Annotated in this window: 17 protein-coding genes; 12 read left to right on the top strand and 5 right to left on the bottom strand. The window is 44.9% G+C overall.

What is annotated here, in order from left to right; translation table 11 throughout:
• The first annotated feature begins 63 nt into the window (after positions 1 to 63).
• From D6855_RS11465 to galT, 4 genes are all read left to right on the top strand, one after another.
• Positions 64 to 1,320 (top strand): 5-bromo-4-chloroindolyl phosphate hydrolysis family protein, encoded by a 1,257-nt coding sequence (locus D6855_RS11465; RefSeq protein WP_120741170.1) that lies wholly within the window; start codon positions 64 to 66, stop codon positions 1,318 to 1,320.
• A gap of 55 nt (positions 1,321 to 1,375) precedes the next feature.
• The gene (locus tag D6855_RS11460) at positions 1,376 to 2,551 is read left to right on the top strand and encodes a toxic anion resistance protein (RefSeq protein WP_120741168.1); all 1,176 of its coding nucleotides are present in this window, start codon (positions 1,376 to 1,378) and stop codon (positions 2,549 to 2,551) included.
• Between the two features lie 344 nt (positions 2,552 to 2,895).
• Positions 2,896 to 4,059: a galactokinase gene (locus D6855_RS11455; protein WP_120741457.1), complete on the top strand. Its 1,164-nt coding sequence runs from the start codon at positions 2,896 to 2,898 to the stop codon at positions 4,057 to 4,059.
• A 24-nt stretch (positions 4,060 to 4,083) separates the two neighbouring features.
• Entirely contained in the window at positions 4,084 to 5,619 is a 1,536-nt protein-coding gene (gene galT / locus D6855_RS11450; RefSeq protein ID WP_120741166.1) for a UDP-glucose--hexose-1-phosphate uridylyltransferase, read from the top strand.
• Between the two features lie 51 nt (positions 5,620 to 5,670).
• Here the strand turns inward: galT and D6855_RS11445 are convergent, their stop codons facing one another.
• Positions 5,671 to 6,312 carry a hypothetical protein gene (locus D6855_RS11445; RefSeq protein ID WP_120741164.1) on the bottom strand — a complete coding sequence of 214 codons (642 nt, stop codon included), beginning with the start codon at positions 6,310 to 6,312 and terminating at the stop codon, positions 5,671 to 5,673.
• A 62-nt stretch (positions 6,313 to 6,374) separates the two neighbouring features.
• Here D6855_RS11445 and D6855_RS11440 point away from each other — a divergent pair, with 62 nt between their 5' ends.
• The 8 genes from D6855_RS11440 to D6855_RS11405 all read left to right on the top strand — a co-directional run bounded on the left by D6855_RS11440 (position 6,375) and on the right by D6855_RS11405 (position 15,867).
• Positions 6,375 to 7,940 carry a VanW family protein gene (locus D6855_RS11440; RefSeq protein ID WP_120741162.1) on the top strand — a complete coding sequence of 522 codons (1,566 nt, stop codon included), beginning with the start codon at positions 6,375 to 6,377 and terminating at the stop codon, positions 7,938 to 7,940.
• A gap of 16 nt (positions 7,941 to 7,956) precedes the next feature.
• Positions 7,957 to 8,928, top strand: coding sequence for an AIR synthase-related protein (locus tag D6855_RS11435; protein WP_158589514.1), 972 nt, complete (start codon positions 7,957 to 7,959; stop codon positions 8,926 to 8,928).
• Between the two features lie 56 nt (positions 8,929 to 8,984).
• Positions 8,985 to 9,473, top strand: coding sequence for an Lrp/AsnC family transcriptional regulator (locus D6855_RS11430; RefSeq protein ID WP_120741158.1), 489 nt, complete (start codon positions 8,985 to 8,987; stop codon positions 9,471 to 9,473).
• Positions 9,470 to 10,630 (top strand): pyridoxal phosphate-dependent aminotransferase, encoded by a 1,161-nt coding sequence (locus tag D6855_RS11425; RefSeq protein WP_120741156.1) that lies wholly within the window; start codon positions 9,470 to 9,472, stop codon positions 10,628 to 10,630. Before D6855_RS11430 ends, D6855_RS11425 begins: the two co-directional genes overlap by 4 nt.
• Positions 10,631 to 10,847: 217 nt before the next feature.
• The gene (locus D6855_RS11420) at positions 10,848 to 11,810 is read left to right on the top strand and encodes a glycoside hydrolase family 43 protein (protein ID WP_120741154.1); all 963 of its coding nucleotides are present in this window, start codon (positions 10,848 to 10,850) and stop codon (positions 11,808 to 11,810) included.
• A gap of 3 nt (positions 11,811 to 11,813) precedes the next feature.
• Positions 11,814 to 13,379: a glycoside hydrolase family 43 protein gene (locus D6855_RS11415; RefSeq protein WP_120741152.1), complete on the top strand. Its 1,566-nt coding sequence runs from the start codon at positions 11,814 to 11,816 to the stop codon at positions 13,377 to 13,379.
• 25 nt (positions 13,380 to 13,404) lie between these two features.
• Entirely contained in the window at positions 13,405 to 14,907 is a 1,503-nt protein-coding gene (locus D6855_RS11410) for an alpha-N-arabinofuranosidase (RefSeq protein WP_243111903.1), read from the top strand.
• A 39-nt stretch (positions 14,908 to 14,946) separates the two neighbouring features.
• Positions 14,947 to 15,867, top strand: a complete 921-nt coding sequence (locus tag D6855_RS11405; RefSeq protein ID WP_120741148.1) for an ArsR/SmtB family transcription factor — start codon at positions 14,947 to 14,949, stop codon at positions 15,865 to 15,867.
• A gap of 60 nt (positions 15,868 to 15,927) precedes the next feature.
• Here D6855_RS11405 and D6855_RS11400 read toward each other — a convergent pair whose 3' ends face one another.
• From D6855_RS11400 to D6855_RS11385, 4 genes are all read right to left on the bottom strand, one after another.
• On the bottom strand, positions 15,928 to 16,818 hold the full coding sequence (locus D6855_RS11400; protein WP_120741146.1) for a carbohydrate ABC transporter permease: 891 nt from the start codon (positions 16,816 to 16,818) through the stop codon (positions 15,928 to 15,930).
• Between the two features lie 14 nt (positions 16,819 to 16,832).
• A complete protein-coding gene (locus tag D6855_RS11395; protein WP_120741144.1) occupies positions 16,833 to 17,750 on the bottom strand; it encodes a carbohydrate ABC transporter permease in 918 nt (305 codons plus the stop codon).
• An 86-nt stretch (positions 17,751 to 17,836) separates the two neighbouring features.
• Positions 17,837 to 19,312: an ABC transporter substrate-binding protein gene (locus D6855_RS11390; RefSeq protein WP_158589513.1), complete on the bottom strand. Its 1,476-nt coding sequence runs from the start codon at positions 19,310 to 19,312 to the stop codon at positions 17,837 to 17,839.
• A gap of 166 nt (positions 19,313 to 19,478) precedes the next feature.
• Positions 19,479 to 20,423 (bottom strand): 3'-5' exoribonuclease YhaM family protein, encoded by a 945-nt coding sequence (locus D6855_RS11385; protein WP_120741140.1) that lies wholly within the window; start codon positions 20,421 to 20,423, stop codon positions 19,479 to 19,481.
• Between the last annotated feature and the right edge of the window lie 2 nt (positions 20,424 to 20,425).

Here is a 20,425-nt window from a genome sequence, read left to right as displayed (position 1 = left end):
GTTTTCTACCGATTTACTGTAAAATGTAAGGTGCATTTTGGTTAAATGTGAAAGGACTATGTTTTGCAGAACGATATTCAGGAATTTTTAAAAGCGGGAAACGACATTCTTAACAGCGTTTCAAGCGCCATAGACAGAAATGACTACAGCAACCTTCATGCAGATGTGGCAAGGGCTGTGAAGTCGGTTAGCATAGAGAGGAAAGTCAACTACTCAAGCCAGATGAAGCAGGGAGTGCAGCCTCAGCAGCAGGCCAAGCCAAGAACAGTGGTGTTCCCATTCCTTCAGAAGAACATCAGCAAGTTCCTTGGAGTTCCACAGATGGCAATTTCAGGTGCCATTGGAGCATTTTTCCTTCTTCCTCTTCTGGGAGCGATCTTAAGCGGTTCCATAGCCGGATCCATTACTCTGGGAGTAATTATTGCTACCTGTGCATTCATCTTTGCAAGGGGTAAAAAGAAATATGACCTCTCCAAGAAGTATTATCAGTACGGATCTATCCTCAAGCAGGCTGAGTTTTTCAATATCGCAGACTTGGCAAGGGCATCAGTTAAAAGTGACAAGAGCGTCCTTAAGGACATCAAGAACATGATCAAGTTTGGCTTTCTTCCAAGAGCCCGTTTCGATAGCACAGAGACAGTGTGCATGGTGACAGACAGGGCTTATGAGCAGTATCTTGGAGCTGAGAGCGACAGGATCGCCAGAGAGCAGAGGGAAGAAGAGGAGAAAAAGGCAGCGATCGCAGCCGAGAGAGCTAAGCACGCTGAGTACAAGAACCTCTCTGACAAGGAGATACAGATTCTTGAAGATGGTAAGGAATACATCACCTTTGTTCGTCAGATCAACGACGTGATCCCTGATACAGAGGTTATGTCAGACAAGCTATACAGACTTGAAGAGATCATGAACAAGATCTTTGCTCAGGTCAAAAAAGATCCTGGCAGCGCAGAAGAGCTTCACAAGCTCATGACCTACTATCTGCCAACTACTAAAAAGCTTCTTAACGCATACGTTGAGCTTGATAAGCAGCCAGAGGTTGGTGAGAACATCACCCAGACCAAGAGAGAAATCGACGATGCTATGGATACCATCAATATGGCATTTGAGACCCTTTTAGACAGCCTTTTCCAGGATATGGCATGGGATATTTCTTCTGACATCTCTGTCATGAAGACAATGATGGCACAGGACGGACTTACTGTAGAGGGACAGGGCATCACAGCTCAGACTGGGGCAGTTGCTCAGAGTATGGTAGGACAGGCTGCAGCCCAGAGCCTTGAGTTTGGAGGACAGGCTCAGGCACAGACACAGCCCAAGTAAAGACAAGCACAAAAGTAATATTTATTATAGAATATTAAGTTCTTAGGAGGATGATATGGGAGCAGATTTAGAATTCGGTGCAGCTCCAGCAGCACCATCACTTAGCTTTGGGGCAGAGGCTCAGGCACAGGCAGCACCTGCAGCTGCAGCAACAGCCGCAGCAGAACCTGAAAAAGAGGCATCTAACGGAAACCTCGCACTTGAGGCACAGCTTACAGCAGAGGAGCTCAAGCAGGTTGAGGATTTCAGCAAGCAGATCGACATTTCCAACACAACAGGAGTTATGAACTACGGTGTTGGCACACAGAAGAAGCTTGCAGATTTCTCTGAGAAGGCTATTGAGAATGTAAGAACCAAGGACATGGGCGAAGTTGGAAACATGATCACAGATCTTGTAACTGAGCTCAAGGGCTTTGAGATAGAAGAGGACGAGAAGGGACTTAGAGCTCTTTTCAAGAAGGGCGCCAACAAGTTTGAGGGCATGAAGGCTAAATATGCCAAGGCTGAAGTTAATGTTCAGACCATCGCTAACGAGCTTGAGAAGCACCAGGTTACACTTCTTAAGGACGTAGATGTTCTTGATAAGATGTATGACCTTAACCTCAACTACTACAAGGAACTTACAATGTACATCCTTGCTGGTAAGAAGAGACTTGAAGAGGAGAGAAACACCACTCTTGTAGAGCTCCAGAACAAGGCTCAGACTTCAGGACTTCCTGAGGATGCAGAGGCAGCTAAGGACTTCGCTAACAAGTGCGACAGATTTGAGAAGAAGCTCTATGACCTTGAGCTTACAAGAACCATTGCTATGCAGACAGGTCCTCAGATCCGTATGGTACAGTCATCTGACACAATGATGGCTGAGAAGATCCAGTCAACTATTGTAAACACTATTCCTCTCTGGAAGAACCAGATGGTTATCGCTATGGGTATCGAGCACGCTACTCAGGCTGCAAGAGCAGAGAGAGAAGTTAACGATATGACTAACAACCTGCTTCGCAAGAACGCAGACGCTCTCAAGGTTGCAACAATCGAGAGTGCCAAGGAAGCAGAGAGAGGCATCGTAGATATCGAGACACTTAAGCACACCAACGAGTCTCTCATCACAACACTGGACGAAGTACTTCGTATCCAGACAGAGGGCAAGCAGAAGCGCCACGAAGCCGAAGCAGAACTCGCCCAGATCGAAAACCAGCTTAAAGACAAGCTTCTTGAAGCTGCCAAAAACTAATTGGGGCAGTTCCCATAGTTTATTTTCACTCGCGTTGACTGCGTCGTGATTCATTAGAACTTAAAAAAGAAGGATATCCTCATTTCATGTTATTCAAAGAAATCGGATATCCTTCTTTTTTGCGTTCCATGAATCATCTCCTCGTCAAAATGACTCGTGGAAATAGACTATGGGAACTGCCCCATTTAACATTTTGACATGTTTCAGAAACAAAGAGGCATGGATATTCGGAAAGTGTTTGTGTATGATTAAGGAAAGTAAAACATTTGTGAGTGTTTTGGAAATGAGAGGCGTAGAGCCTCAGGCAGTCAACAAATTAGGAGGGTTATATGATTGATCAGGAGATGAAGAAGGCGGTTCTTGAGAGCTTTGAGAAGGCATTTGGTAAGAATGATAAGGTTAAGGCGTATTTTGCACCTGGAAGGGTTAATCTTATTGGGGAACATACAGATTATAACGGAGGTCATGTATTTCCTTGTGCACTGACAATTGGTACTTATGGAGCAGCTGCTAAGAGGGATGATGACAAGATCCGTTTCTATTCAGTAAATCAGGACAGGGCTGGTGTTATTGAGGCTTCTCTGTCAGATCTTGAGGCCAAGAAAGAGGCGGGCTGGACCAACTATCCAATGGGTGTTGTATGGGCCTTTGCTGGAAGAGGAATGAAGATAGACAAGGGATTTGACATGGTCATCTATGGAAATATTCCTAATGGTTCAGGTCTTTCTTCTTCAGCGTCTCTTGAAGTGCTGACAGGTTTCATTTTAAGAGATCTCTATGGATTTGAGGTTTCTAATCAGGACCTTGCCCTTATCGGACAGTATTCTGAGAATAACTACAACGGATGTAACTGTGGTATCATGGATCAGTTTGCAGTAGCCATGGGTAAGGAAGGCAGCGCGATCTTCTTAGATACAGCCGATCTCTCTTTTGAATATGCACCAATTAAGCTTGATGGCGCCAAGATCATCATTGCTAACACCAATAAAAAGCACAAGCTCACTGACTCCCAGTACAACGCAAGAAGGAGCATGTGCGAAGAGGCTCTTGCAATTCTTCAGAAGAGCCTTGATATCAAGGGACTTGGTGATCTTTCAATCGAGGAGTTTGAGGCCAACAAGGGACTTTTAACAGACCCTGATATGCAGAAGAAGGCTAAGCACGCTGTTTACGAGAACCAGCGCACCATCGAGGCTGTTAAGGCTCTTAAGGCTGGCGAGCTTGACCGGTTTGGTGAGCTTATGAGACAGTCCCATGAGTCACTTCGCGATGATTACGATGTAACAGGCGTTGAGCTTGATACCCTTGCTGAGGAGGCTTGGAAGATTCCTGGTGTTATCGGATCAAGAATGACAGGCGGCGGATTTGGCGGATGCACAGTTTCCATCGTTAAGGACGAGGCGATTGAGAACTTTAAGAAGACTGTAGGCGAGAACTACAAGAAAAAGATCGGCTACGATGCCACATTCTACACAGTATCAATCGGCGGCGGCCCAGAAGTAATCTGATAGTAGTGAGTTTGGAGGAAAGTAATGAACTTTAATGCAGTAAAAAACCTTGTAGCATATGGTCTTAGGACAGGTCTTATTGAAAAGGAAGACGTGATCTATGCAGTTAACAGTCTTCTTATCATCCTTGGACAGGACAGCGCAGAGTACGAGGCTTCTGAGATAGAGGCTCTTTCTGAAGGCATCGACCAGGCAGGTATTGATGACGGTACATTCCTTGAGGGCGTGTTAAAAGAGCTTGATGACTACGCAGCATCTGCTGGCCTTATTGAGAATGACAGCGTGGTTTACAGGGATCTTTTTGATACAAAGCTCATGGGAGTTTTGACCCAGAGACCAAGTGATGTAATAAGAAAGTTTAATGAGAAATACAAAGAGAGCCCAGAGGCTGCTACAAACTTCTACTATGATTTCTCCAGAAACACAGACTACATCAGACGCTACAGGATCTCCAAGGATATGAAGTGGATAGCTCCTACTGAGTATGGAGACCTTGATATCACCATCAACCTCTCCAAGCCGGAGAAGGACCCTAAGGCTATCGCTGCAGCCAAGAATGCCAAGCAGAGCGGATATCCTAAGTGCCAGCTTTGCTGGGAAAACGAAGGCTACTCTGGAAGAGTTGATCACCCTGCAAGGGAGAACCACAGGATCATTCCTGTAACTATCCAGAATTCAAAGTGGGGATTCCAGTATTCTCCTTATGTATACTACAACGAGCACTGCATCGTGTTTAATTCAAAGCATATCCCAATGAAGATAGAGCACGATACTTTCTGCAAGCTCTTTGACTTTGTTAAGCAGTTCCCTCACTATTTTGTGGGATCAAATGCAGATCTTCCAATAGTTGGAGGCTCCATTTTAAGCCACGACCACTTCCAGGGCGGACATTACACCTTTGCAATGGCCAAGGCTGAAGTTGAGAGAACCTTCACAGTACCTGGATTTGAGGACGTAAAGAGCGGAATTGTTAAGTGGCCAATGTCTGTTATCAGACTTTCAGGTAAGTCCAGCGACAGGATTATTGAACTTGCTGATGTGATCCTTAATAAGTGGAGAGGATATACGGACGAGGCAGCTTTTGTGTTTGCTGAAACAGACGGAACTCCTCACAACACCATCACTCCAATAGCAAGAAAGAGGGGCGAAAACTTCGAACTTGACCTTGTTCTTAGGAACAATATCACTACAGATGAGCATCCTCTTGGGGTATATCATCCTCATGCTGAGCTCCATCATATCAAGAAAGAGAACATTGGTCTTATCGAAGTAATGGGTCTTGCTGTTCTTCCTGCAAGACTTAAGGGCGAAATGGCAGAGCTTAAAAAAGCTATCCTTAAAGGCGCAGATCTTAGAGCCGACGAGACTCTTGAAAAGCACGCTGACTGGGTGGATCAGTTTAAGACCAAATATGACAGCTTAAGCGCAGATAATATAGATGAGATAGTTGAGAAGGAAATTGGCGAAGTGTTTATGCATGTTCTTGAGGACGCTGGTGTTTACAAGCGCACCAAAGAGGGACAGGAAGCCTTCGACAGATTTGTTAAGACATTAGGATAAAGAAAAGCCGTGGCAGCGCTAAAACGCTTCCACGGCTAAAATTTTAAGATGTTATTCCTCAGCGGCCTGATCCTTGTTGCGATCAAGTAGCTTTAAAATAGTGGACCTGCTAAGAGAATTAAGGCTGTTTGCTATAGGAACAAGACCATCAAGCTTTCTTTCGATCTCGGCTTCGTTATATTCAAGCTTGGTCTTGTACATATCTATAAGAAGCCTGTAGGTGGCTGTTATGTCTGTTCTGGTCTTAACAGCAAACTCAAGAACCTTAGCTGCATCTTCAAATCTGCCAAGGGCATAGAGGGCATCGCCCCATTTCTGCAGGGTTATTACAAGAGTTGTATAGTTCTGATCATACTCAGTAAGCGCTGTGATGTTGGCAGTTCCATACTCGAGCTTAAGATCAGTGTTGGAGATTCCGGTAAAGTTGACGATCTTTGCATCTTTAAGGGCAGTTAGTTCATCTTCAATGCCCTGGAGAGTTTCATTATCTTCCGCAGTACCAAAGGGAAGAAGATCATAAGGGATGTGAACATATTCAAGGGTATCAAGGCTTTTTTTCCTGACGCTGTTGGCCCTGCGTTCTTTGTCCCAGAATTTTTCTTCCTGTATTTCCTCTTTTCTTGAGACCCGGCGAATCCTGATGTTGAACAGGACAATAAACAATATGAAGGTTGCTAAAAAGGGGAATTTCATCTATAATATCCTTTCAGTAAATCGTGGTTCATTCCATATAATGATATCACAGAGGAAGTGTTATGAGAATTCAATTTAAATGCGTGGCAGCTGCCTTGCTACTGACCCTTCTGATCCCAGCAGGGAAGGCTTATGCAGCTGAGGGTGACGCGCGAAAAATAGCAAATGGGGTTTATATCGGATCAGTTGATGTCTCTGGTATGAGTGTAACTGACGCAGAGACAGCCGTTTCAGCATATGTGAATGAGCTTTCAGCTGAGCAGATCACACTGTCTGCTGGCGAAGGCAGAGAAACAGGTTTTACTGGTGAAGAAATAGGTCTTTACTGGAGCAATACCAGCATTGTTGAAGATGCTTACGCTCTTGGACACCAGGGCAATATCATCCAGAGATACAAAGCCCTCAAGGATCTTGAGAAAAACAAGCATGTATTTGATATAGAGTACGGATATGAAAAAGAAATGATCGAGGCAATTGTAGCGGATTGCGGAAAGGCCTACGATCAGGAGACTATCAATTATAATCTTACCAAGACTGCAGACGGATTCGTGGTATCCGATGGACAGACAGGATATCTTGTAGATCAGCCAGCGTCTGTATCTCTTATAGAGAGCTTTATCCAGGACGATCTTGGAAAGGGTAACAACCTTGTAAGCCTTTCAATCAAGGCAGACGAGCCAAAGGGCAGCGCTGAGGAGCTTGCCAAGGTCAGAGACGTTCTTGGAACATTTACTACAAGCTACAAGTCATCAGGCGCTTCACGAAGTGCCAACGTGGCCAACGGCTGCAGACTTATCAATGGCTCAACCATTTATCCTGGAGAGGAATTCTCAGTTCTTGATACCATCACACCATTTACTGAGGCTAACGGATATTTCCCAGCGGGATCATACCTCAACGGCCTTGTTGTAGAGAGTGTTGGCGGTGGAATCTGCCAGGTATCAACAACACTTTACAACGCAGTTCTTTTATCAGAGCTTGAAGTAACAGAGAGACACAACCACTCCATGATCGTCAACTACGTTGATCCTTCAGCGGACGCTGCTATCGCGGAGTCTGGCGGCAAGAACTTCAAGTTCGTTAACAGCACAGAACATCCTATCTATATAGAGGGATACACTTCTTCTGACAAGCACATTACATTTACCATATACGGCGTGGAAACAAGACCTTCTGGCCGCCACGTTTCTTACAAGAGTGAGGTTTTAGAGACAACTCCTGCATCAGCAGATGAGTTTGTAACAGATCCTTCACAGGCGGTTGGATATGTGGGAACACAGTCAGCGCACCTTGGTTATAAGGCACAGCTTTGGAAGATTGTCACAGAAAACGGCGAGACTACCAAGGAAGTGGTCAACTCCAGCACTTACAAGATGGTTCCAAAGATCATCACAATTGGAACAGGCGGAGCTGATCAGACAACACTTTCCCAGCTTCAGACAGCAATGGCAACCAAAGACGTTGGAACCATCAAGGCCGTTGCAGGAGCTTTGGCAGCAGCCAGAAACGCTGCTGGAACTGATGGAGCTGAGGCAGCAGCCCAGGCTGTAGGCGATGCGGTTGGTGCAGCTAATGCACTTTTACAGCAGCAGGCCATTGATACAGCAGAGGTCATCGAAACAAACTAAGTTTTTTGGAGAGTTCATGAGGATTGGCAAAATAACTGAGAATGCTCTTAAGCGCTCAGTTTTAAAGCAGATCAGAACAGAATACAAAGATATCAAAAGCGCAGCTGTAGGGTCAGACTGCGCTTTTTTTAATGATAAAAAGACATTCAGTGCCACTTTTCCTGTTGTGGCGGACATTAAGGACGCTGGATTTTACGCTGTGATAAAGGCGGTAAACAGCCTTGTTGCCCAGGGCATTACAGCGGACCACGTTACTCTTACCGTTCTTCTTCCTGCAGATTCAGAGGAAAAAGAGCTAAAGAAGATAGTTTCTGATGCCCTTTTAGGTAGCAGAACTGTGGGAGTTCCATATGTTGGAGGCCACACAGAGGTCACAGGCGCAGTTACAAGGCCGGTTATAACGGCGACAGCTGTAGGATTTGCCGGGGATAACACAATTGTAGATAGTAAGCCCAAGGCAGGACAGGCTCTTATTGTCACCAAGTGGATTGCCCTGGAGGGTACAGCGATCCTTGCTGGCGAAAAGAAAAATGAACTGGCCACCAGATATCCCGTTCCTTTTATCGAAGAAGCAGAGCGGTTTAAAGCTCTTTTGCCCATAAATAGTGAGGCTGCAGTCGCCATAAAGTCCGGGGCGAGCTCAGTCCATGACCTTTCCTCAGGGGGAATATTTGCAGCCCTTTGGGAAATGGCGGAGAGAGCAGGAACCGGACTTAATGTGGATCTGAAAAAGATCCCAATAAGGCAGGAGACCATTGAAGTTTGTGAATTCTTAGAGGTCAATCCTTACCTTCTTACATCAGGAGGAGGACTTCTTATAGCCACAGATGATGAGGAAAAGGCCCTGTCAGAGCTTGAAAAGGCCGACATAAATGCTGCGGTTATCGGGTATCTGCGGGAAGGAAACGACCGCATTATCGTAAATGGAGAGGAGCAGAGGTTTTTGGAGCTCCCACAGGCCGATGAGATTCACAGAATTCTTTTGTGATATATGCCGTTTTGTGTAGTATCATAGAATTTATAAATATGAGATGGGAGACAGTTATGAGTACTAGAGAAGAGATACTGAATATTATAGAGAAAAACAGCCGTATCGATGTTCATGAGCTTAGCGTCCTTCTTGGGGCTGAAGAGATCGTTGTAGCTAACGAGCTTAAGCAGCTTGAGGAAGAGGGCATTATTTGCGGCTACCATACAATGGTGGACTGGTCCAAGACCAGCATTGAAAAGGTAAATGCACTTATCGAGGTTAAGGTAACTCCTCAGAGAGGCCTTGGTTTTGACAGCATTGCTGAGAGGATCTACAAGTACCCTGAGGTTACAAGCGTATACCTCATGAGTGGCGGATTTGACCTTATGGTAATCCTTGAGGGCAAGAGTCTTCAGGAGGTTGCAAGCTTTGTAAGCAACAAGCTCTCAACACTGGATACTGTCCTTAGCACAGCTACTCACTTTATCCTTAAGAAATACAAAGACCACGGAACAATCCTGGCTAAGAAATACGAAGATACAAGAGAGAAGGTATCACCATGAGAAATCCTATAGGAAAAAAGGTGGTTGATATCAAGCCATCCGGAATAAGAAAGTTTTTTGACATAGTTCTGGAGACTGAGGGCGCTATTTCTCTTGGTGTTGGTGAGCCGGATTTTGACACTCCATGGCACATCAGAGACGAGGGTATCTACTCCCTTGAAAAGGGCAGAACCTTCTATACTTCAAACTCAGGTCTTAAGGAACTTAGGACAGAGGTAGCGAGCTACATTAAGAGAACCCAGGGCGTAACCTACGATCCGATAAAAGAGATCTTTATCACGGTAGGTGGCTCAGAGGCCATAGACCTGGCCCTTAGGGCAATGGTAGATGCAGGAGACGAAGTCCTTATCCCCCAGCCAAGCTATGTTTCATATGAACCCTGCGCTATCCTTGCGGATGCGGTTCCTGTAATAATCGAATTAAAAGAAGAGAACGACTTCAGGTTAACAGCTCAGGAGGTTCTTGATAAGGTAACAGACAAGACCAAGATCCTGGTGCTTCCTTTCCCTAACAATCCAACTGGAGCCATCATGGAGAAAGAGGATCTGGAAGCTATTGCCAAGGTAGTCATTGAAAAGGACCTCTATGTCATCTCAGATGAGATCTACGGAGAGCTCACCTATACAGGCGGTAAGCACGTATCTATCGTATCTCTCCCTGGAATGAAGGAGAGAACGATCCTTATAAACGGCTTCTCCAAGGCCTATGCCATGACTGGATGGAGACTTGGATATGCCTGCGGACCAGCAGCTATCATGGAGCAGATGGTCAAGATTCACCAGTTTGCAATTATGTGTGCTCCAACTACCAGCCAGTATGCAGCTGTAGAGGCGCTTAAAAACGGCGATGATGACGTTGCCATGATGCGCGAGCAGTACAACCACAGAAGAAGATATCTCTTAAACGAGTTTAAGAGGATCGGACTTCCATGCTTTGAGCCCTATGGTGCGTTCTATGTATTCCCATGCATCAAGAAGTTTGGCATGACTAGTGATGAGTTCTGCACAAGACTTCTTAAGGAAGAGAAGCTTGCAGTTGTTCCTGGTACAGCCTTTGGCGACTGCGGAGAGGGATACATCAGGATTTCCTACGCATATTCTTTAGAAAATCTTAAAGCAGCCATGGAGAGACTGGAGAGATTCATCAGTAAACTGTAAAAATTAAATATCTTTAGTAAAAACTAAAAGCTCCTGCTTTGTGGGTAATATGCACAAAAAGCAGGAGCTTTTTTGTGGAAATAGGAAATTATCTAAAATATTTCATAAAAAGCTAAAATATTCGTTGACATGGTGCTCCCCGCACTCTAAAATTTTCATAGAGCGTATTATTTTGGGATTTTCACAAGTAATTTTGACATTCGGGAGTTATATTGTCATGAACCAGAACAGTGAACTTAAGTATTGTCAGCCCTGGATCTTACAGAGAGCTGATCCATACGTTTACAGACATACAGATGGTAATTACTACTTTACAGCTTCAGTTCCAGCTTACGACGGAATAGTTCTTAGAAGAGCTGACAGCCTTGCTGGTTTAGCTGAAGCTAAAGAAACAGAGATATGGCACAAGCATGAAACTGGCCCTATGAGTAAGCATATTTGGGCGCCAGAGCTGCACTTCCTTGACGGAGCCTGGTACATCTACTATTCAGGCGGTGAACAGGAAGATGCCTGGAAGATAAGGCCCTATGTCCTTGAGTGCAGGGATGAGGATCCGATCACAGGCACATGGAAGGAGCTTGGCAAGATCCAGAGAGCAGATGATGATGAATTCTCCTTTGAGGCTTTTTCATTAGACGCCACAGTATTTGAGAATAAAGGTGAGAGGTACTATGTCTGGGCCGAGAAGGTAGGCGTTGGCAGGCAGATCAGTAACCTCTACATAGCTAAGATGCAGTCCCCATGGAAGCTTTCTACAGTACAGGTTATGCTCACAACTCCTGATTATGACTGGGAGAGAGTTGGCTACTGGGTTAATGAGGGACCTGCAGTGATAAAGAGAGATGGCAGGATATTCCTTACTTATTCAGCCAGCGAGACAGGTAAGGCTTACTGCATGGGAATGCTCACTGCTTCTGAGGACAGCGATCTTTTAGATCCCAAGTCCTGGGTAAAAGAAAGATTCCCAGTACTTAAGTCTGATGAGAGCAAAAAGATATTTGGACCAGGACACAACAGCTTTACCGTTGACGAAAATGGAAGGGATGTATGTGTTTTCCACGCCAGAGGAGAAGAGACCATTGAGGGCGATCCTCTTTACAATCCCAACAGGCATGCAATGATAATGCCGCTTAAGTGGGACAGTGACGGAAGGCCAGTGTTTTCTTTTGAACAGGAGTAATACATGAATATTAAGACCAGAGTTACGGTTTTGGCAGCAGGCCTTTGTGCCTGCTTTGCTATTTCAGGGTGCGGAGAGGCTGCTACCACGCAGGTAAGTGCCCTTCCGGAGGAGATGCCAGTGGAAGAGATATCAGTTGGATCAGTTAATTCAGGCGGATCACTTCACGATCCTCAGATAATTGTTGGTGATGATGGCACATATTACTGCTATGGAACCCACATGACAGCTGCAACTTCCAAAGACCTTAGTAAGTGGGATATGTGGGGGGACGGAGTAAACAGCTCCAACAAGATCTTTGACAATGTCATAGCTGAGCCCTTTGATGCGTTTTCTTTTGTTGGCAAGAACGATCAGGGCGGTTATTCAGTATGGGCCCCAAGCGTTATCTATAACAAGAAGACAGGCAAGTACATGATGTATTTCTGCACCACTTCCACTTACATCAAGTCCAATATCTGCCTTGCTACTTCTGATAACATTAATGGTCCTTTCCACTATGAGAAGACCATAATCTACTCCGGCTTTACCAAGCCAGATTTAGAGCTCACTAACTATGAAGAAATAATGGGAGACGATGTTAAGACCCGCACCAGATACATTTCGGGCGGTGCTTTCAACAATCAGCTTTGGCCAAATGCCATCGATCCAGCCATGTTCTATGATGCAGACGACAGGCTGTGGATGGTCTATGGTTCCTGGTCTGGAGGAATCTTCGTCCTTGAGCTTGATGAGGAGACGGGAGAACCCATAAGGCCGGAAACTAATGATGAGACCGAGACAGATGCATATTATGGCAAAAGAGTCATCGGTGGATTCCACCATCCTATTGAGGGGCCATATATTCACTACGACAAAACTACAGGGTATTACTATCTCTTTTTATCCTATGGCAATCTACAGACAGATGGAGGATATCAGATAAGGGTATTAAGGTCTGATAAGCCAGATGGAACCTATGTAGATGTGACAGGAGCGTCACTTGGAATAAAGGGTGATCTTGATAACTTTGCAAACTATGGTACCAAGCTCATGGGTAACTACACACTTCCAAGCCTCAATGTGACCTACATGGCTCCTGGAGGACAGTCAACCTTTGAGGATAAGGATGGCAAGCTCTACGTTGTGTATCACGAGAGATTTAAAGGAAAGGGAGAATTCCACGCTGTAAGAGTGCACCAGATGGCCATGAATGAAGATGGCTGGCCATGTATCTTCCCTTTTAACACCTGTGGCGAGGCGCTTTCTGAGAGCGGATATAAGACCGGAGATATAACCGGGACTTTCTATGTAGTGGACCATGGACTTGAGATAAACAATCTGGTGAATGAACCATCTGAATGCCAGTTTGCGGACGGTCAGATAAATGGTGGTATTACAGCAACATATGAGGTGACAGAGGGCACCAATTTTATTACTATTAAAACTGCAGATGTAACATACAAGGGAATTCTTGTGGAGATGAAGGACGAAGCAGGAAATAACACTCTGTGTTTCTCTGCCATAGGCGATAACAACCACTCCATATGGGGTGTTAAGTATCTGAAAAACGCAGATGAAAACCAGTAAACAAGCAAAAGAGAGGGACGTTAGTATGGCAAAACTTGTTATCAATGAAACCAAGACCCAGGGCGTTATCGCACCTGAGATATACGGTCACTTTTCAGAGCATCTTGGAAGATGTATCTATGAGGGACTTTACGTTGGGGAGAACTCAGATATTCCCAATGTTAACGGCATGAGAAAGGACGTAGTAGACGCCCTTAAAGAGATCAAGGTGCCTCTTCTTCGCTGGCCAGGCGGATGCTTTGCTGATGAGTACCACTGGATGGACGGAATTGGCGATAAGGCAAAGCGCAAGAAGATGGTAAATACTCACTGGGGCGGAGTTATGGAGGATAACAGCTTCGGAACTCATGAGTTCATGGAGCTTTGCAGACAGCTTGGTTGCAAAACATACGTTAATGGTAACCTTGGAAGCGGTACTGTTCAAGAGATGAGCCAGTGGGTTGAGTACATGACCTTTGATGGCGTTTCACCTATGGCTGACCTTAGAAGAGAGAACGGAGCTGAGGAGCCATGGACTGTAGATTACTTTGGCGTTGGTAATGAGAACTGGGGCTGCGGCGGAAACATGACACCTGAGCACTATGCCAACGAGTACAGAAGATATCAGACTTACGTTCGTCAGTACGACGACAAGAGACCAATCAAGAAGATCTGCTGCGGTGCTAACTCAGATGATTATCACTGGACAGAACAGGTTATGAAGACATGTTTTGACCACACACCTGAGCACCTTCACGGCTTTATGGATCTCATTTCCCTTCACTATTACACAGTTCCTGGTCCTTGGGAGCACAAGGGAAGTGCTACAGACTTCGATGAGGAGATCTACTACAAGACCCTTAAGAAGGCTTATGACATGGAGGAACTGGTTTCAAGACACAGCGCTATCATCGATCAGTACGATCCGGAAAAGAAGATCGGCCTTTCAGTAGATGAGTGGGGCAACTGGTTCGATGTTGAGCCTGGAACAAACCCAGGATTCTTATATCAGCAGAACACAGTAAGAGACGCTCTTGTAGCAGGAATCAACCTTAACATCTTCAACAAGCACTGCGACAGAGTTAAGCTTGCCTGCATCGCTCAGATGGTCAACGTTCTTCAGTCTGTTATCCTTACAGACGGAGAGAAGATGCTCAGAACTCCTACATATCACGTATTCCACATGTTCCGTCACCACCAGGGAGCAGAGCTTCTTGCAAGTGAGATTTCAGGAAGCAGCAAGACAGGAACCGAGGAGTGGAAGGTACCAGAGCTTACAGAGTCTGTATCTGTTAAGGACGGCATCATCACTATCACAGTTAATAACTTATCTCTTTCTGAGGCAAAAGAGCTTGATGTTGTATTTGCTGAGAAGAAGGATTTTGAGGTTGTTGAAGCTAATATCCTTGCGAGCGCTGATGTTCGTGACCACAACACCTTTGATGATCCTGATAAGGTTGTCGAGAAAGAGTTCACCGGATACAGCCTTGATGGCGGTCTTAAGCTCACACTTCCTGCAGCCAGCGTAGTTGAGATAAGACTAAAATAATTGTATAATGTATGAAATTACAGCATTAAAGGGGTTACTATGTTACATATCAAATCACTGGACGAGGGACTTGAGCTCTTTAAGGCTTTAGGTTCTGACATCAGAGTTGAGATCATCAAGATTCTTTTAAACGAGAATTCAATGAACATGAACGAGCTTGCAAGCCGCCTGAACATCACCAATGGCGCCCTTACAAGCCACATCAAGAAGCTTGAGGAGTGCGGAGTAGTCACTGTATCCTCTGAGGCCTCAGGACATGGCAACCAGAAGGTCTGCTCAGTTCATCTTGATAAGATACTTATAGAACTTCAGGATAAGCCCAAGAACGAGAATATCTATACTACAGACATCAAGGTTGGACTTTTCTCAGACTATAGCGTTTATCCTACCTGTGGTCTTGCCACAAGCACAAGGCTTATCGGAGAAGTGGATGACACCAGATACTTTGCTCATCCAGACAGATACGAGGCAGACATCCTGTGGTTCACCAAGGGATATGTCGAGTATGCAATTCCAAACTTTGTTCCAGCCAATCAGAAGATCGATGAGATCTGCGTATCTTTAGAGCTTAGCTCTGAGGCTCCTGGCGTAAATAACGTGTGGCCCTCAGATATTTACTTTTATCTAAATGATGTGCTCCTTGGCACATGGACATCACCTGGAGATTTTGGCGATGTTAAAGGTATCTTCACACCAGACTGGTGGTTCCCTAACTGGAATCAGTACGGACTTTTAAAGATGCTGGTTATCAACCACAAGGGTACATATATTGATGGGCTTCAGATCTCTGAGGCCTCTATTGATCAGTTCAATATAACCTCAAAGAGTCAGCTTAAGCTTAAGCTTGAGGTTCCTGACAACGCTGAGCATGTAGGTGGCCTTACGATCTTTGGCCGAGGCTTTGGTAACTACAATCAGGATATCAATGTTAAGATGGCTTACAGCCCTATAGAAATGTAAATATTTAAATAAAAAAGTAACACCGATGATCACTTGGATCATCGGTGTTTTGTTATGCGCTTATTTAATTCCGCTGATTGCGATAGACTGAATGATCATGCGCTGGAACATGAAGAACAGAAGGAGTGTTGGCAACATGGCGATTACGGAAGCTGCCATGATAAGGGCGTAATCACTTTGGATCGCGTAGTAGGAATTAAAGGATCTGATTACTACCTGCAGTGTCCACTGTTTCTCGCTTCTAAGGAAGATCGTAGGTGCAAGATAATCGTTCCAGATAAACATGAACCACAGCATCAGCTGAGTTCCAAGAGCTCCCTTCATAAGTGGAAGGAATATCTTCCAGTAGATTCCAAAGTAGTTACAGCCGTCGATCTTGGCTGCATCCATAAGATCTGAAGGAATGCTGTAGAGGTTCTGCCTCAGGAAGAATATCATGCTGACATTACCAAAGCATCCAGGGATGATAAGTGGTGCCAGTGAGTTGGTCCAGTGGAGCTTGGTGAAAAGAACGTACTGAGGGATCATAACTACCGCAAATGGGATCATGATGGTTGCTAAAAGAGCAAGGAACAGTGCGTTCTTACCTCTAAAGTCCATCTTTGCAAAGGCAAATGCTGCAAGAGATGAAGTAAAACCGCCGATCAGAAGGACAGGGATCTCAACCTTAATAGTGTTGAGGATACCACTTATGAACTGGCCCTTCTGAAGGACCTGTGAATACTTACCTATAAGGATAGGATCAGGAATGATCGTAAGACTTCCTGAAAGGATCTGATTCTTGGTCATAAAGGATGTAGCCACCATGTAGATCAGTGGGAACACCATGGTAATTGCAAACAGGAACAGGATGATAAAGATTATTACGTTAAACACTCTTTCCTTAGGAGTTGTGACGTGATCATCCTGATAATCTTTACTTTTTCTTCTTGGTAAAGCTAAAGTAGCCATCTTATCACACCTCCTTAATCTATAGTCTTAACCCATCTATCCTGGCCCCAGAAGTTGATGGCCGTGATGATGAATATGATTATCGCCAGAATTACAGCTACAGCACTACCATAGCCGAGCTGTCCGTTGGTAAAGGCTTTTTCATACAGATAATAAACAACAGTTGCTGAGCTGTAGTTTGGTCCGCCTGAAGGAGTCATAACCTGGACTTCTACGAATACCTGGAAACCACCGATAAGGGAAGTGATAAGTACGTAGAATGTTACAGGAGACAGCAGAGGAAGGGTGATGTTCATGAACTTGTCAAAGCCGTTGGCTCCATCGATCATGGCCGCTTCGTAGTAGTCCCGGGGGATGTTCTGCAGTCCCGCCAGATACAGGATTACCGTTCCTCCAAGTCCCTTCCACACCATGAAGATGATAAGGGATATCTTGACCATGTGCTCATCGCCAAGCCAGTTAGGACCGTGGGCTCCCGTAAGGAATTTGTAGATTCCGTTTAAGAGACCATAGTCATAGTTGAATACCCATGCCCAAAGAATGGATACAGCAACAAGAGATGATACTACAGGAACGTAGTACATTGTTGTGAGGAGTCTTTTTCCAGGAATTCCCCTTTTAAGACCCATAGCGATCAGCATACCAAGGATCATTCCGATTGGGATACCGATCATGTAGATAATGGTTGTGGCCATTGACTTCCAGAACTTGGCATCAGCAAAGATCTTGGCATAGTTCTGAAGTCCCACAATATTTCCCCAAAGTGAGTTGATACCTGTCCACTTACTGGTACTTGCAATAAGCGCAAACACGATGGGATAAGCCATAAACAGCATGAAACCTATAAAAGGTGGTGCTATAAACAGCCATGCCCAGCGTTCTTCTCTTTTCGCCATGGCAGATCTGTGAACTTTTACTTTATTTCCAGCCATTTCATACTCCCGTTTTTTAAAAATAAAGCCCCTTAGTAGCGCTACCAAGGGGCTTTAGGTCTTTTATAAGCTAGTTCTTGCCCTTATTATTTTGTTGCAGAATTCTGAAGCTCGATTGCTTCGTCAAGGGCTGCCTGCATCTCAGGCTCTACCTGCTTAAGGTAATCTTCAACAGAGATGTCACCATTCTTGATGTTGAATACGCCTGACCAGAAAGGTGTGAACCACTCTGAGTTGTATGTGTAATCTGTCTCCTGAAGAGCTGCCTCGTAGTGGTCATTGCCATCGAAGTAACCAAAGATTACATCTACGTTAGAAGCGTAAGGAACTTTGCCGCTGTTTACAGCATCCTTGAACTCGCCATAAGCAAGATCTACGATGTTAGGAAGCTGAATAGAAGCGCCTGTTGAAATACCTGAAACTGCTCTCTGTCCGTCTGCATCTGTTGAAAGCTTAGCAACAAGCTCTGCGCAGAGGTCAGGATACTCTGTTGTAGCTGATACGCAGTAACCAACTGAACCCATCCATGTGTGTGACTTGCCATCACCTGAAGGTCCTACAGGCCATCCGCAAAGGTTCCACTTGTAAGGGAATGTAGCGTCATCCATAAATGCTGCAACGTCCCATGTTCCGCAAGCGTAGAAAGCAACCTGGCCATCAAGCCATCTCTGATATCCGCCAAGAGCTGTATCCTGCTCAACTGAAGGTGTAAGGCCGTTCTTGGTAAGGTCTGTGTAGAATGTAAGGGCCTCTGTGAGCTGAGGGTTGTTAGCTACGTTAACCTTGGTCATATCATCGTTAAGGAACTTAACTCCGTTTGAGTAGAGGATAGGAGTCATGCCCCACTGATCTGCACATGCAACACCCCACTGATCAACTTCGCCGTCGCCGTCCTTATCCTTGGTAAGAGCCTTACATACTTCTACGAACTCGTCGTATGTGTATGGGTTCTCAGGATCTGGATACTCAAGACCTGCCTCATCAAAGAGGTCCTGGTTGTAAGCAAATGCAAAGCATGAAAGATCCTTAGGGAAAGCGTAAAGTGAACCGCTTCCGATGTTCTTGCCGTCGTAACGGTAGATTGACTGTGTTGTTCCCCAAATGCTCTTGATTGTAGCGTCGTCTACATAGCTATCAAGAGGAAGAACGTATCCGTTGTCTACATAAGAACGAACTGCTGCAGGTCCTACATAGAATACATCTGGCATATCACCAGCTGTCATGTTGGCGATCATCTTCTGGTTGTACTCTTCCTGAGTTGTTACCTCGAAGACAACTTCCTTAACCTGATCTTTGTGCTCCTCAACGAACTCATCGATGAGCTGCTGGTAAATTGTTTTCTCGTGCTCCTGCATGTAAAGGAATACGTGGATTGTCTGATCTCCCTCACCTGTAAGAGACTCTGTTGATGACTCTGATGTGGTCTCAGCTGCTGCTGTGTCAGCAGTCTGTGTGTCTGGTGTAGCTTCGCCAGCATCTTCTACTGTTGTGGTTGCGCAACCAGCAAGAAGTGAAAGACTCATTACACCGGCCAAGATAACACTTAAAGCTCTCTTTTTCATAGTAAATCCTCCTAAAAAAATTGCGTTTACTAGCATCTGATGTAGCAATTTTACTAATAGGAGGATATACAAGTCAATAGATATTTTAGACTTTTCTTAAATATTTTAATTTTTTGTCGTTTTACACAAAAAACTAAAGAAGTTTTTGTTAATCTATAAATGGCCTTTAGTCAATTTTGGATGGATAAATGTTGGTTTCGAAGAATTTATTGAATCCCTGCCATCCAGGAGTGGTTATGTTCTGAAGGATTTCAGAGAAAGTTTCCATCTTGGCATCAGTGTTGTCTGCAAGGTTAAGAGCAACAGCTTCCATGATGGCTGGCTTTTTAGGTGAACCGTATTCAAACTCACCGTGGTGAGCAAGAATGCAGTGCTGAAGCTCCTGCTTTAAGAGCTCTGGGAATCCATCAATGCTGCGGGCCTTTTCTCCGACCATCTCACAGCCCATAACGATGTGTCCAAGGAACTGTCCCTGGTCAGTGTAATCATTTATTGGGAAAAGAGATAACTCCTTTGTTTTACCTATGTCGTGGCAGATAGCTGCGGTTAAAAGGAGATCTCTTTTGAGCATAGGATAGGAAGAAGCCATAAACTCGCAGAGCTTGGTTACGCTAAGAGTGTGCTCTAAAAGACCACCGATGAAGCTGTGGTGTACAGTCTTGGCTGCGCTTGACTTTCTGAAGGCCTCTACGAAAGCTGCATCCTCAACAAAGAAAGCTTCAAGGAGCTTCTTGAGGTATGGATTCTCAATAGTTGCGATTATTCCAAGGAGCTCTTTATACATAACATCGTTGTCCTTGGAGGAAACAGGAAGGTAATTGGAAAGGTCATATTCGCCCTCTCTGCACTTTCTGGCTCTCTTGATGTTGACCTGAAGGGCTCCGTTAAAGCTTGTTACTTCGCCAAAAACATCGATGCAGTCTGTGGCATCAAATTCGTCGATACCTGCTCCGCCTGGTTCCCAAACCTTGGCGTCTACAGTACCTGTCTTATCCTGGAGAATTACTGAGTAGTACTCCTTGCCGTTCTTGGTGGTAGCTGCCTGCTTGTGCTTGCACATGTAGATGTCAGCTACTCTGTCTCCTGGGATAAAGTCCTTGATAAATTTCATAA

The sequence above is a fragment of the Butyrivibrio sp. CB08 genome (assembly GCF_003625485.1).
In the GTDB taxonomy this organism is placed as follows: Bacteria; Bacillota; Clostridia; order Lachnospirales; family Lachnospiraceae; genus Butyrivibrio.
Note: the sequence above shows the minus strand (reverse complement) of the source record. Positions and strands in the feature narration are given on the sequence as shown.